Source organism: Hymenobacter metallicola, assembly GCF_004745645.1.
GTDB lineage: Bacteria > Bacteroidota > Bacteroidia > Cytophagales > Hymenobacteraceae > Hymenobacter > Hymenobacter metallicola.
The window spans coordinates 222,383-235,995 of sequence record NZ_SRMB01000006.1; the positions used below are offsets into that span (position 1 = coordinate 222,383).

Sequence of the window (13,613 nt, forward strand, 5' to 3'; positions counted from 1 at the left end):
CAATAGAATTCTAAGATATTGCACTATGGAACATCAAAACGAATTCTTACCTCCAGCTTTGTCCAAACTGCTTGTGCAATTGGATAACGGTTGGCAGCCAGCCGATTTTTTGTTGCCTACTTTCCCCGTTATTAAGGTGAATCAGCGCCCTTGGCCCGGCCCAGTCCTTGGCATAGAGCAAGATGGAGAAAATCTGATTATTCACTTACAGGCGCACCGACAGGAATGGCAGAGCTTAAGTAATTTGCACGTCACAGCATATTCAGAAGGCGAGGGGAGGCTGGAGGCGCGGAATAGTAGCTTATCGATTGCTTACGGGGAGCCACTAACTGTCACGCTCACTTGTAAGCAGTGGTCTTATACACCACTCATAAGTCCAGTGCTATGGGTGGCTCCTTTGCAGCAGGTGACGGACATAAATACTCCAGGCAACTTATTAACTAAACGCCGACAGGGTAGCGAAATTAGTAGATCTTCGATCACAGGCCTGCGTCTGGCATCTGAGCACTTAGCATTCTACATTCTAAATACACAGCGCAAAGGCGGTAATAAGCAAGCCTTGATGGCTATCGAAAGCCTTGGGGATCGGCCGCTCACCAGCGAATCTGTCAGCTTAGAGCTACCTCTGCTACGGGTGGTATTATCCACACCTATACGCCCAGATGTATTCTACGGCTTGAATGCTGATGGACTGACAGTAGCAGCGTTGGCGGCTCCGCACGAGCAGGCTGCGCTGCCAGTCAACGATAGTAACTTATCCCCGGTACCTACTAGCTATTTCGATATTCAAAGCCGCACGACCTGGCTGGCACCGTTTTACCGTAAGCTGCACGAGGCCAATGCTGCTACCTCAGGAATTTCGCCAGTTTCGTTTTCGCTAAAGCGATATGGGCATTCCATCGCTCCATTAGACGTTGATACGCAGTTTGAACTAGTAGCTGGAGCCGTCTGGATACTGACGAATCATCTAAGCGGAGTTAGTGAAGAAGTAAACTACTTCAGCTACTTGGAAATACAAGAGCTGTCGAAAAGAGAGAAAGCTGTTAATCCTGTTCGGGCGCTGACTTGGTTAACCGAAACGTATGGTCCGGATGGCGAGGAGGTAGGTAAGGAGCTGCTGGCGGCTCTACAGGAGCTAATGTACGGAACGCTGGCCGATTACCGAGCCGCTGATGCCTCGCAGCACGTCGTGCTACAGCGCTATAACCGTGTCCAGCTCCTGCGACGAGCCTACGCAGTACTACTGGGGCAGGCTATAGGCTACCAAGGCAGGCTTAAGCTATTTGAGCCAATAGCTGAAGGGCCAGACAGGATATGGAGCCGAGGTAAATCCGAGAATCGGCGGGTTGGATGGTTGCCAATGCCTGACGATAGCACAGAAGATACTGCAGAAGCTCATCAGGTGTTTATGGCAGAAGCTGATATCACTGGCTTATCCGTATGGCCGAATTTCGAGTTGCCAACGCTGCCGCCGGACGACTTAGTAAGAGCGTTTACAGTATTTGCTGAAGAACTGCGTCAGCAAACTCAAGGGCGGGTATACGCACGCCTGCGCCGGCTACCGCAACGGGGAGAAAGCCCCGTGCAACTGAGCTTCCGATTGCTACTAAGCCGGGCACCTGCCACGCAGGTTGCATTGTTTACCATGCAGCTCTTGAAAAAAGGCTTCGAGGTGCGAGGCTGGAGCGACAAAGTAATCCGAGTGACCACTCCTAAAGGGTTGGATAAATTTCAGCAGCAATTACTGGACTCACGTGAGTTTAAATACGAGGTAGAGCGCTTGGTTCTTTCGAGAGTTGAAGCAGCAGTATACAGGCAAGATACCTATAGATTTTATGTTGCACAGCCCTGTGCACAATCGCTACTCAGGACTCAGCAAATCTAAAGTGCGTACGCGTGGGGAGTTGGTTGAGGAGCTATTTAGGCTGACTAAACAGTTGCTGACCAGCGTGAAATCAGCGCAAGCTCTGCGCACAGCTGGGGTAAGCGATTTAAACAACCACCAGATTCAACTGATAGGAGAACGGCACCGCTTGAAGCAGGACAAGCTGCTGCGGGACTATACGGGGTTCCACTAGAGTTGGAACGGAAACCAACGCTAAGGAAATTTGGCCATCCTTATCACTTGGGCGTTAAGAGCAATTGTAGCAACTGGGGTAGTACTAGAGGTGTAATGGGAATTCCCACTAGAGAAATCGGAACGAACTAGCATCTCGCAAAACATCCGGCTCAGGTAGACCACCCCAAAGCCCCAGCCATGGTGACATCTATCTTTTAGGCACGCCCGAAAAGTATCCGGTCTACCTAGACTACCGCACACACCACAGTAGCGTCCAGATGGCTGCTTTCTACGCACGCGCCAAAGACCGCCTTTGCGCAACGGGGTAGGCCTGCTGCCACTACTCCATTACCCGTGCAAGTCGACGGTGGGGTCTTGCTCTACCAACTCTTCCACCCACTGCTTCAGATAGTCAATAAAGGGAATGAGCTTCCGGCCCGAGTCCGTGAGCGTGTACTCCACGCGGGGCGGCACTTCCAGGTACACCTGGCGGTGCACCAGTTTGTCCTGCTCCAGTTCGCGCAAGGTCTGGGTGAGCATTTTGGGCGTGATGCCGCTGATGGATTTCTTCAACTGACCGTAGCGCTGCAAGCCGCTCTCGTGAATGCACCACAGAATGCGGCCCTTGTATTTGCCTCCGATGCGCTGAAACGCGAAGTCGACACAGCACCCAGGAGTAGGTTTATCAGCAGCCATTGCAAATTATTTGATTTGAAAATCAGGAAGGTATCCTTTTAGTGCGTAGGATACTTAAAAGTGCATACTTGACGCAAAGATACTGCTCCTTCACCTTTGGGCCCTCAAGTAACCCCACTTTTTGTCCGCATGAAAGCCATTGCCTTAACTGCCGTCGGCCCACCCGAAAACCTCGTGCTCGTCGACCTACCCGTTCCCCGCATCACCGCCGACCAGGTGCTGGTGCAGGTCAAAGCCGTCAGCGTCAACCCGGCCGAAGCCTTTGGCCGGCGCAACCAGGAGGCCCTGAACTTTCTATATAAGCTTCGCGGCGACGAGCCGCACGTCGTGCTCGGCTGGGACATCTCGGGCGTGGTCGTGGAAGTCGGCGCGGCCGTCACCACGCTGCGGCCCGGCGATGAGGTCTTCGGCATGGTCAATTACCTCCAGCACGCCCAGGGCTACGCCGAGTACGTGGCGGCTTCGCCCATCGATTTAGCGCTCAAACCCGCTACCATCAGCCACGCCGAGGCAGCCGGGGCCACCCTGGCCGCCCTCACGGCCTGGCAGTCGCTGGTGACGGACGGCCAGCTGCAGGCGGGCGAGAAAATCGTCATTCTTGGGGCCTCGGGCGGCGTGGGCCACTACGCGGTGCAGATTGCCAAGCACTTGGGGGCCTACGTCGTCGCCGTCGGCTCGCCCGACAACAAGGACTTCCTTTTGCAGCTGGGAGCGGATGAGTTCATTGACTATACGTCGCAGCGCTTCGAAGAACTGGTGACCGATGCCGACCTGGTGCACGACGCCGTGTGGAGCGACGCCGAACCCCGCCACATTGAGCGGTCGGTGCGGGCACTCAAGCCCGGCGGCCGGCTGATGAGCCTGGTGACGTATTTCGACGACGAGTTCCACGCCTTGCTAAAAACCAAGCACCTAACCGGCTATAAAGTATCCGTGCAGCCCAACGCAGCGGACCTGGCCCGCATTGCGGAGCTATTGGCCACCGGCGCGCTGAAAACGCACGTCTCGCACACCTTTCCGCTCGCCGAAATGCACCGGGCCCACGCCCTTATCCAAACCAAAAACGCCGTCGGCAAAGTTATCGTCACCTTATAATCTCTCAACTGATGTCCTCCAACCATCATATCCTGCGCCTCACCGCCGTCCTGCGGGTGGCTCCCGCCGACCGCCCTTCCTTTGACCAGATGTACCGCGAGCTGCAGGCCGGGGCCGCGGCCGAGGGCGCCGACAAGGTGCTGGTGTACGAGCACTATTTCAAGGACGCGGCTTCCAACGAATGCTTGCTCCACGAGGTCTTCGCCGATGAGGCCGCCTTCACGGCGCATCTGGCGCTGCTGGCCCCCATTGCGGCCAAGTACCCGCTCCCCCTGGAGCTCGTCAAGTACGAGCTGTGCGGCCAGGTGTCGGCCGAAACCCTGGCCATGCTCACCGCCGCCTACGGGGAGAAGTTCACCCACTACGGCTTTCAGGTGTGAACAAGCCAGGCTGTTACCTGGAGCCTGCATGACCCGTTGACGTTTGACGGGAGGGGCATGCCGTAGTGCCTGGTTCGCCGTTTTGGAAACAAACAAACTCAACTTGGACACCTAACGGGCTAGGGCACCGGCTAGATTTGGTGTTTTGTTTCTTACCTCTCAAACCGATGAGCAAGCAGCCACATACGCACCGAATCGACTCCATCTCCGAGTTGCATCGCCTCATGGGGTTGCCCCGCCCAAAGCACCCGCTGATCAGTTTGGTCGACAACGAACAGCTGAACGGCCACCAGCCCGACACCATCACGTCGATTTCATTGCAGTTCTATGGGCTGTCCTACAAAGAAGCCGTTGACGGCAAAATGGGGTACGGGCAAGGCTACTACGATTTTGATGAGGGGGGCATGATATTCACCGGCCCGAATCAGATTATCGGAACGTACGAGCGTCACGCCAGCCACCGCGGTAAAACCATCTTCTTTCACCCGGACCTGCTCTTCGGCCACCCCTTGGGTAAAAGCATTAGCCGGTACGGCTTTTTTGACTATCAGCTCTACGAGGCGCTGCATGTGTCGGAAAGCGAAAAAGCCATCCTGTTGGGGTTGTTCGCTAATATAGAAGCGGAACTCAGCACGTCGATTGACGAGATGAGCCAGGATGTGTTGGTGTCGTATCTGGAGGTAGTGCTCAGCTACAGCCAACGCTTCTACAAGCGGCAGTTCATCACCCGCAAGGCCGTCAACCACGAGTTGCTCACGAGGATGGAACAGCTGCTCAATACGTATTTCAACCAGCAGCAGCCCCTGCAGCACGGGTTGCCGACGGTGGAGTATCTGGCGGGGCAACTCCACCTGTCGCCCCGGTACCTGAGCGACATGCTCCGTTCGCTGACCGGCCAGAATGCGCAGCAACACATCCATGAGAAGCTGATAGCCAAGGCGAAAGAATACTTAAGCACCACCACCTTATCGGTGGCGGAAATCGCCTATGAACTGGGCTTTGAGCGGCCTCAATCCTTCAACAAGCTGTTCAAAAAGAAACTCAATCTGTCCCCCCTGGAATTTCGGTCCTCGTTTAATTGAGGTAGTTCGTGCCGGACCAGCCGGGTGGTCATTTTGGACACACCCTAACTCATTTCGGACACATGGCCGCGGGTGCAAGGGCCTTCCTTTGCAGCATAACCTTAACCCCCGACAGCGATGAAAAACTGGACCGAAAATGAAATTCCCAATCAGGCGGAAAGAGTAGCCTTGATTACCGGCGCTAACTCCGGCATCGGCTTTGAAACGGCCCGGGCGTTGGCCCAAAAAGGGGCAACCATTATTATGGCGTGCCGGAGCACGGCCCGGGGCCAGGAAGCCCGGCAACAACTGCTGCAGCTTGTGCCCGGGGCAGAAGTAATGGTGATGGAACTCGACCTGTCCGATTTGGAGTCCGTGCGCCGCTTTGCCACCGCCTTTCAGCGGGCGTATGCCAAGCTGGACCTGTTGATTAACAATGCCGGAGTGATGATTCCACCCTATACGCAAACCAAGCAAGGGCACGAACTACAGTTCGGCACCAATTACCTGGGCCACTTTGCCCTCACCGGCCTGCTGCTGCCCTTGATGCGCGAGGTGGAGAATTCCCGCATCGTGACGGTGTCCAGCCTGGCGGGCAATACGGCCACGATTGATTTCGATGACCTGCACAGCACCGCCAAACCCTACAAAAAATGGGACGCCTATGGCCAAAGCAAACTGGCCGAGCTGGTCTTTTCGTTTGAGTTGGCCCGGCGGCTGGCCGCTTCGCCCGCTAAGACCATTGCCGTGAGTGCCCACCCGGGCGGGTCAAACACCAACCTGCAGCGCACCACGGGTTTCTTCCTCAAGCACGTCGTGTTTCCGTTGTTGTCGCACGCGCCAGATAAAGCGGCCTTGCCCTCTCTGCTGGCGGCGGTGGCCCCGATGGTAACCAACGGCACGTATTGGGGACCGTCCGGCTTCAATGAGTTGAAAGGAGCGCCCCATCTAGCCAAGGTGCCCGCTGCCGCCCAGGACGCGCTGATTGGCCAGCGCTTATGGCAGGTAGGCGAAGAGCTGACCGGCGTTGCCTTCGACCTGCAGCCCGCCGAGCGTACCGTGGCGGCCTAGCTTTTTGGCCCATGTCATAAGCCCCTTTGTCGTTTCCCAACAGACCGCTGCCGGTGCGCAGTGGCTACCCTCTGCGTGTATGCCCACTTCCCGTACAATGTTGGCGGCTCGCAGTGCCCGGTTCTGGGCTGCCCGCCGGCACGCGCTGCACACCATTGGCCTTCTTGGCAGCGCGTTCGTCGGCATCCTGCTGGCGATGGCCCTGCTGCTGTGGGTGCCGACACGGGCCCTGCTCCCCCTGGCGGTGGTGGGCCTGCCCATCGGCTGGGCGCTGGGCGCGCTTGAGGTACTCGTGTTTCCCGCGCTGGTACAACGCCTGCCCTTGCGCCTGGCCACGGTGCTGCAAGGCGTGGGGCATGGCCTGCTGCTGCTGCTGCTCTACGGCAGCTTTCGCCTGATTGCGCGCCACGTAGGCGTGGCGCACCTGTGGACGGAACCGGCCAGCGCTGCTGCCGAACCGTGGCGGCAGCTCGTGCTGCTTCCCATCGTCTATGCCCTGGCGGTGTGGGTGACCACCCTGCTGCGGCAACTGTTGCAAGGCATGAGCAGCCGCCGCTTGCGGGAGCTGATTCGCGGCCGGTATCAGCAGCCGGCCACGGAAGCGCGCATTTTTCTCTTCGTCGACCTGAAGGACTCGACGCCCCTGGCGGAGCGTCTCGGCAACGACCGGTACAGCCACCTCATTAGCGACTTTTTCCGCGACGTGAGCCCGGCCATTGCGGCCACCCGCGGGGAAGTGTACCAGTACGTGGGCGATGAAGTGGTCATCAGCTGGCCCGCCGCGACAGGGCAGCACTACGCCAACTGCCTGCACTGCTTCTTTGAGATGCAGCGGGCAATTACGGCCCGGCACGCGGCGTACCAAGCCGCCTATGGGGTGGTGCCCTCGTTCAAGGCCGGAGCGCACGGCGGCCTGGTCACGACCGTGCTGGTGGGCACGCAGCATCGGGAGGTGGTGTACCACGGCGACGTGCTCAACACCACGGCGCGCATTCAGGCCCAGTGCAACGCCCTGGGCAGCCGGTTTCTGATTTCGGCTGCCTTGCGCCAGCAACTGGGGGAGCAGCCCGAGTTTCAATTTATGGCCCTGGGCGGCCACGCCCTGCGCGGCAAAGCCGGCGCCACGGAGCTGTTCGATGTGCAACTCTACTTGCCCCTGCTGTAGGCGTTGGCTCCGCGCGTGCTTCCGAGGACGGAACTAGTCGCTGCCCGTACTGCCCACCGGTAGTGGCTTGGCACCCTAGCATCCTTGCAGTTCCTGTTTTCGATTATCAATATCCCCTGTTTTGACCACGGCCAGCCGCGCTGCGACCTAGCCATTTGTGGCATTCCATTTTTCACTTTACGCGACATGCATTCACCGACTAAACTACCGACCATTTTTATCACGGGCGCCGGCGCCGGGTTGGGCAAAGCCACCGCTAAATTGTTTTAACGCAACGGGTGGCGGGTCATCGCCACCATGCGCGAGCCAGCCACTGAAACCGAGTTGAATACCTTGCCTAATGTCGTTTTGCTGCCGTTGGACGTCACGGACCCGGCGCAAATCGTTGCCACTGCCGCCCAGGCAATGGCCTTGGGCACCATCGAGGTGGTCGTAAACAATGCCGCCATTCCCATGGCTGGCCCCATTGAGGGAACGGACGAAGCAGCCCTGCAGAAAATAATAGACACGAATCTGCTAGGTCCGATTCGGGTGACGCAGGCGTTTACGCCGCATTTCCGGGAAAACCGGCAGGGTACCTTTGTGAACATCACCTCCGTGGCCGGTCTGGTTACGTTCCCCCTGGCCAGCCTCTACCACACGGTTAAATTCGGCTTGCAAGCCTTCAGCGAAGGGCTAAGCTATGAGTTGGCGCCCTTTGGCGTGCGGGTGAAGACCGTAGCACCGGGCTATATTCGTACGGATTTCGGGGCGAAGACGAGACCTACTACCCCCGCGCCCTACTACGACCTGATGACGAGCTTTCAGGCCGTGGTAGACCGGATGATGGACCCCGCCACCACCGGCTCGACTCCGGACGAAGTGGCCGCGGTGGTGTACCAGGCTGTGACCGACGGCCAGGACCAAGTGCTCTACGTGGCCGGCAGCGACGCGCAAGGCATGTACGACCGGCGGCTGGCCGTGGGCACGGAAGCTTCGCGCCGGGAAATGGGAACCCTTTTCCTGGGAACACACTACGCTCCGGCCCACTGAAAAAGGCTGCCGCCTCTCGCGTAAGCTCTTGACCGTCTCTTTCTCACTGAGCGAAGGTGGTCACCTACGGGTGCCATCCAGGCGTTCTTCAAATCCGGGCAACTACACGATTCACTATACTCGCGTTGCGTGGTACGCAGGCGTCATCAGCCGTTGCCTTTTCATTAAAGAAATACCTACCTCCATGACAGAACGCATTGTAACCCCCTTTGGCTTTAGTTCCTCCGCTGACGATGTCATCCGGGGCATCCATCTCCGGGGCCAGCGGGCCATTGTAACCGGCAGTTCGTCGGGCATCGGCATCGAGACGGCGTGGGGGCTGGCCGCTGCCGGGGCCGACGTCACGCTGGCGGTTCGTAATTTGGAGGTCGGCCGCACCGTGGCCGCCACCATTCAGGCGCAGACCGGCAATGCCAACGTGCGGGTCATGCCCCTGGATGTAAGCGACCACGCCTCCGTGCGGGCGTTTGTGGCGGCCTGGCAGGGCTCGTTGCATATCCTAATAAACAACGCCGGCATCATGGCCTTGCCCGAGCTTGCTCGCACGCCGGAAGGCTGGGAAATGCAATTCGCCACTAACTTCCTGGGTCATTTTGCCCTCACGGTGGGCCTGCACGACGCCCTGGCTGCCGAAGGCGGGCGCATCGTGTCGGTCAGTTCCAGTGGCCACTTGTTGGCACCGGTTTTCTTCGACGACCTATCGTTTAACTTCCTGCCGTATGACCCGTTCCTGGCCTACGGGCAGTCCAAAACGGCTTGTGCGTTGCTAGCAGTGGAAGCCACCCGCCGCTGGGCCACCGACGGCATTTATGCTAATGCCTTGAATCCTGGTGCTATTGCTACCAATTTGCAACAGCACACCGGGGGACTGAAAACCCCGCCCGAGCGGCGCAAAACTCCGTCGCAGGGCGCGGCCACAACGCTCCTGCTGGCTACTTCGCCCCAGCTGGCTGGCATTGGCGGACGCTACTTCGAAGACGGCAACGAAGCCGAAGTCGTTTTTCACCGGCCAGCCGACTACCGGGGCGTAGCAGCCTACGCCCTTGACGCCGCTAATGCGGAACGGCTGTGGGACGCTGCGCTGAACCTGATTGCGTAGGCACAGCATCGCGAGCGCAACAGTAAGACCAGAAATTCCCGTTAGGACCGAGGCGGCAGATTGTGGCGCGGGTCGGTGTGTCTCAGGAAACGCACGTTTTATAAGCACGGCAGGCCAACCCCATAATCGCCCAGCATGCCACCGGAGAAAGTGTCCCATCGGTTGTTCTCACGAATCAACGACTCACTATCTTCGCCGGCGTTGACTTCTTGAGAATTTGTCCATGGTGTTTGGTTACGCTCGCGTGAGTACCCCCGACCAGCAGCTGCACCTGCAGACCGACGCGCTGCAGGCCTACGGCTGCACCGAGGTGGTGCAAGAAAAAGTGTCGTCCGGAAAGGAGCGTCCGGCCCTGCAGCGCCTGCTCACCCACCTGCGCCCCGGTGACACGCTCGTCGTGTGGAAGTTGGACCGGCTGGGCCGCTCGCTCAAAGACCTGGTCACGCTGGTGACGGGCTTTCAACAGCAGGGCGTGCAGTTCGTCAGCCTACAGGACCACCTGGATACCACCACCGCCCAGGGCCGGCTTATGTTCAACCTGTTTGCCTCCCTGGCTGAGTTTGAGCGCGACCTGATCCGAGAGCGCACCAAAGCCGGCCTGACGGCGGCGCGAGCCCGGGGCCGGCAAGGCGGCCGACCGAAAGGTCTTTCGAAGGAAGCGCTGTCCAAAGCCCAGGCCGCCAAAACGCTCTACCTGCAGCAGGACAAAACCGTGGCTGAAATCGGGCAATTGCTCGGTGTCGGCCGGGCTACCATTTACCGCTACCTCGCGCACCTCGGGGTGCCCACCGGTGGAGCGGCCCAGCCGCCGTCCACTGCCCAGGTGGCCGAATAGCCGGCGCCGCCGCTTCCCTTTGCTGCTTCTGCATCCGCCCGGCCCATGCCCGTAGAATTTCTCAGCGACGAGCAGGCCGCCCGCTTCGGCTGCTACCCCGACGAGCCCAACCCCGAACAGCTGGCCCGGTTCTTTTACCTGAGCGCAGCCGATGCTCACTTCCTGGCCGCGCGCCGACGCCCCGCGAACAAATTGGGGTGTGCCGTGCAGCTCTGCACCCTGCGCTTTCTGGGCACTTTCCTGACCGACCCGCTGCGAGTGCCGGCCGTGGTGGTGCAGACGCTGGCCGAGCAGCTGCACGTGCCTGCAGACGCCTTGGCCGCGTACCGGACCCGGCCGAACACGTGGTACGACCACCAGGCCCGGATTGTGGCTCACCTCGGGTACACCCCGTTTGACGGGCGGCAGGCGTTTCGCATCACCCGCTGGCTCTACGCGCAGGTGCTGACCAGCACCGTCCGGCCCAGTGTGCTGTTTGATTTGACGACGGCCCACCTGGTCGCGCAACGGGTCGTCTTGCCCGGCGTCTCGCTGCTGGCCCGCCTGATTGCGCGGGTCCGCGAGCGCACCGGCCGCCACCTCTACCGCCAGCTGCGCACGCGCCTGCGCCCGCCCCAGCAAGCGGCGCTGGAAACCCTCCTAACCGTGCCGGCCGGGGAGCGGCTCACCCATCTGGAGCAACTGCGCACCCCGCCCACGCGCGTGTCTGCCCCGGCGCTGGCCGCCGCCTTGCGCCGCGTGGACGCAATTCGCGCCCTGGGCGTGAGCGCCGTCCCTGTGGATGACTTACCCGAAGCCCGGTTGGCGCGTTTGGCCCGCCACGCGCAGCTGGCTTGGGCACAAACGCTGCTCCGCATGGGCGAGGAACGCCGGCTGGCCACGCTGCTGGTCTTCGCCCAGACCCTGGAGCGCACCGCCACGGACGACGTGCTCGACCTCTTCGACAGCCTACTCACGTCGCTGGCCCTGCGGGGCGAAACCAAGCGCCGGCGCCAGCGCCTGCGCTCGCTCAAGGACCTGGACCAGGCCGCGCTGCTACTCCAGCAGGCCGTCGAGCTGCTGCTCGATGAGGCCGTACCGGCCGGGCAGGTGCGCCAGCAGGTGTTCGACCGCTTGGGCCAGGAGTCCTTGCGTACCGCTGCGGCCACCGTGCAGGAACTGGCCAGCCCGGAGGAAGACCCGTTGGCCGAAGCGTTGAGCGGCAGTTACGCCACGGTGCGCCGGTTTCTGCCCGCGTTGCTGGCCGGCATCGCCTTCGAGGGAACGCCCACCGCCAAGCCGCTGCTGGAGGCCTGGGCCTTTTTGCAGCGGCAGGAAGCCGGCGGCCGGGGCCGCCCGAAGTGGTCAGCCGCACCCCGCACGGTGGTCCCGAAGGGGTGGGCCCGGCGGGTGTTCCCGGCCAAAGGAGAAGTGAATCCGCAGGCCTACACCCTCTGCGTGCTGGAACGGCTGCAGCAGGCCTTGCGCCGCCGCGACATGTTCGTGCCGACCAGCGGGCGCCACGCCGACCCGCGGGCCGAGCTGTTGCGCGGCGCGGCCTGGGAAGCGGCGCGGGACCCGGTGGCCCGGGCCCTGGACCCGGTGGCCCGGGCCCTGGACCGCTCCCTGGACCCCACGGTGGAACTGGCCCAATTGGGGCAGCAGTTGCGCACGGCGTATGCCGAGGTCGGGGAGAACCTGGCCCGGCACACCGCCCTGCAGGTGGTTGAGCAAGACGGCCAGCCGGTCGTCACGCTCAGCGCGTTGCCGGCACAAGACGAGTCGGATTTGCTGGAGCACGTGCGCGAGCAGCTGGCGGCGGCCCTGCCCCAGGTCGAACTAGCGGCCCTGTTGCGGGAGGTGGACGCATTTACCGGCTTTGCCTATGCCTTTACCCACGTGGCCGACGGGCAGCCCGCTGCCGCCGACCTGCCACTGAGCATCTGCGCCGTGCTGCTGGCCCAGGCGTGCAACCTGGGGCTGAAAACCGTGGCCCGGGCCGACGTGCCGGCCCTGACGCTGGCGCGCCTAGCGTGGGTGCAGCAAAACTACCTGCGCGCGGAAACGCTTACCGCCGCCAATGCCCGGTTGGTGGATGCCCAGGCCGGGCTGCCGTTGGCCCAGGTCTGGGGCGGCGGGGAAGTGACCTCGGCCGACGGCATGCGCTTCGTCGTGCCCGTGCGCACGCTGCACGCGGGCTGGAACCGCAAATACTTCGGCTCCCAGCGCGGGGTGACCTACTACAATTTCACCAGCGACCAATTCACGGGCTTTCACGGCATCGTCATTCCCGGTACCCTGCGCGACTCGCTCTTCATCCTGGCCGGGCTGCTGGAGCAGCAAACCAGCCTGGACCCCAGGGAAATCATGGCCGATACCCACGGCTACAGCGACGTGGTCTTTGGCCTGTTTTCGCTGCTGGGCTACCGCTTCAGCCCCCGCCTGGCCGACCTGGCGGACCAGCGCTTCTGGCGGCTGGAAAAAGAGGACGACTACGGCCCGCTCAACGAGTTGGGCCGCCACGTGGTCAACGCCCGCCTGATTCACGACCACTGGGACGACATGCTGCGCCTGGCCGGCTCCCTGAAACTCGGCAAAGTAAAGGCCACGGCTGTCATGCGCACCCTGCAGCGAGCGGGCTCCCTCTCCGGGCTGGGGCGGGCCGTCGCGGAATTAGGCCGCGTCGAAAAAACGCTATACCTGCTGGCGTACGTGCAGGACGAGGCCTACCGCCGGCGCATCTTGGTGCAGCTCAATCGGGGCGAGGGGCGGCATGCCGTGGCGCGGGCGGTGTTCCATGGTAAGAAAGGCGAGTTGCGCCAGCGTTACCGCGAGGGCATGGAAGACCAATTAGGTGCCCTCGGGCTCGTGGTCAACGCCCTGGTGCTGTGGAACACGCGCTATCTGCAGCACGCCCTGGAAAGGTGGCAGCAGACGGAAGGCGTACTGGCCCCGGAGGACGTGGCCCGCCTCTCGCCCTTGCTGCACGAGCACGTCAACATGCTGGGCCGCTACGATTTTAGCTTGCCCGAACACATTGCTGCCGGCGAAATGCACCCCTTGCGCAACCCCGCCAGCTGGGAAGAACGGCTGGCCGAATTTCCTTAGCGTTGTTTTCCGTTCCTACTCTAGTGGAACCCC

10 protein-coding genes and 1 pseudogene are annotated in these 13,613 nt (G+C 61.0%); 10 read left to right on the top strand and 1 reads right to left on the bottom strand.

Annotation, left to right across the window (positions count from 1 at the left end; all coding sequences use genetic code 11):
* Positions 1 to 25 precede the first annotated feature (25 nt).
* A complete protein-coding gene (locus tag E5K02_RS23680; RefSeq protein WP_167856570.1) occupies positions 26 to 1,885 on the top strand; it encodes a hypothetical protein in 1,860 nt (619 codons plus the stop codon).
* A gap of 522 nt (positions 1,886 to 2,407) precedes the next feature.
* Here E5K02_RS23680 and E5K02_RS23685 read toward each other — a convergent pair.
* Positions 2,408 to 2,755, bottom strand: coding sequence for a winged helix-turn-helix transcriptional regulator (locus E5K02_RS23685; protein WP_135398683.1), 348 nt, complete (start codon positions 2,753 to 2,755; stop codon positions 2,408 to 2,410).
* 129 nt (positions 2,756 to 2,884) lie between these two features.
* On the opposite strand from E5K02_RS23685, the gene E5K02_RS23690 reads away from it, so the two are divergent.
* The 9 genes and pseudogenes from E5K02_RS23690 (at position 2,885) to E5K02_RS23730 (ending at position 13,580) form a co-directional block, all read left to right on the top strand.
* A complete protein-coding gene (locus E5K02_RS23690) occupies positions 2,885 to 3,850 on the top strand; it encodes an NADP-dependent oxidoreductase (RefSeq protein WP_135398685.1) in 966 nt (321 codons plus the stop codon).
* An 11-nt stretch (positions 3,851 to 3,861) separates the two neighbouring features.
* The gene (locus tag E5K02_RS23695) at positions 3,862 to 4,230 is read left to right on the top strand and encodes a putative quinol monooxygenase (protein WP_135398687.1); all 369 of its coding nucleotides are present in this window, start codon (positions 3,862 to 3,864) and stop codon (positions 4,228 to 4,230) included.
* Positions 4,231 to 4,397: 167 nt separating this feature from the next.
* Positions 4,398 to 5,312, top strand: coding sequence for a helix-turn-helix domain-containing protein (locus E5K02_RS23700; protein WP_135398689.1), 915 nt, complete (start codon positions 4,398 to 4,400; stop codon positions 5,310 to 5,312).
* 117 nt (positions 5,313 to 5,429) lie between these two features.
* Complete coding sequence (locus E5K02_RS23705; protein WP_135398691.1) at positions 5,430 to 6,362, top strand: oxidoreductase; 933 nt, start codon at positions 5,430 to 5,432, stop codon at positions 6,360 to 6,362.
* Between the two features lie 79 nt (positions 6,363 to 6,441).
* On the top strand, positions 6,442 to 7,527 hold the full coding sequence (locus tag E5K02_RS23710) for an adenylate/guanylate cyclase domain-containing protein (protein ID WP_135398693.1): 1,086 nt from the start codon (positions 6,442 to 6,444) through the stop codon (positions 7,525 to 7,527).
* A gap of 285 nt (positions 7,528 to 7,812) precedes the next feature.
* A pseudogene (locus E5K02_RS23715) lies at positions 7,813 to 8,559 on the top strand (SDR family NAD(P)-dependent oxidoreductase); the annotation flags it as partial.
* A gap of 184 nt (positions 8,560 to 8,743) precedes the next feature.
* Entirely contained in the window at positions 8,744 to 9,658 is a 915-nt protein-coding gene (locus tag E5K02_RS23720) for an SDR family NAD(P)-dependent oxidoreductase (RefSeq protein WP_135398695.1), read from the top strand.
* Between the two features lie 223 nt (positions 9,659 to 9,881).
* Positions 9,882 to 10,493: a recombinase family protein gene (locus E5K02_RS23725; RefSeq protein ID WP_135398697.1), complete on the top strand. Its 612-nt coding sequence runs from the start codon at positions 9,882 to 9,884 to the stop codon at positions 10,491 to 10,493.
* Positions 10,494 to 10,538: 45 nt separating this feature from the next.
* Positions 10,539 to 13,580: a Tn3 family transposase gene (locus E5K02_RS23730; RefSeq protein WP_135398699.1), complete on the top strand. Its 3,042-nt coding sequence runs from the start codon at positions 10,539 to 10,541 to the stop codon at positions 13,578 to 13,580.
* Positions 13,581 to 13,613 lie beyond the last annotated feature (33 nt).

Excerpts from the sequence above, each read along its gene's own strand:
- E5K02_RS23710 (WP_135398693.1), top strand. The coding sequence starts at position 6,442 with ATGCCCACTTCCCGTACAATGTTGGCGGCTCGCAGTGCCCGGTTCTGG.
- E5K02_RS23700 (WP_135398689.1), top strand. The coding sequence starts at position 4,398 with ATGAGCAAGCAGCCACATACGCACCGAATCGACTCCATCTCCGAGTTG.
- E5K02_RS23730 (WP_135398699.1), top strand. The coding sequence starts at position 10,539 with ATGCCCGTAGAATTTCTCAGCGACGAGCAGGCCGCCCGCTTCGGCTGC.
- E5K02_RS23695 (WP_135398687.1), top strand. The coding sequence starts at position 3,862 with ATGTCCTCCAACCATCATATCCTGCGCCTCACCGCCGTCCTGCGGGTG.
- E5K02_RS23725 (WP_135398697.1), top strand. The coding sequence starts at position 9,882 with ATGGTGTTTGGTTACGCTCGCGTGAGTACCCCCGACCAGCAGCTGCAC.
- E5K02_RS23680 (WP_167856570.1), top strand. The coding sequence starts at position 26 with ATGGAACATCAAAACGAATTCTTACCTCCAGCTTTGTCCAAACTGCTT.
- E5K02_RS23685 (WP_135398683.1), bottom strand. The coding sequence starts at position 2,755 with ATGGCTGCTGATAAACCTACTCCTGGGTGCTGTGTCGACTTCGCGTTT.
- E5K02_RS23720 (WP_135398695.1), top strand. The coding sequence starts at position 8,744 with ATGACAGAACGCATTGTAACCCCCTTTGGCTTTAGTTCCTCCGCTGAC.
- E5K02_RS23705 (WP_135398691.1), top strand. The coding sequence starts at position 5,430 with ATGAAAAACTGGACCGAAAATGAAATTCCCAATCAGGCGGAAAGAGTA.
- E5K02_RS23690 (WP_135398685.1), top strand. The coding sequence starts at position 2,885 with ATGAAAGCCATTGCCTTAACTGCCGTCGGCCCACCCGAAAACCTCGTG.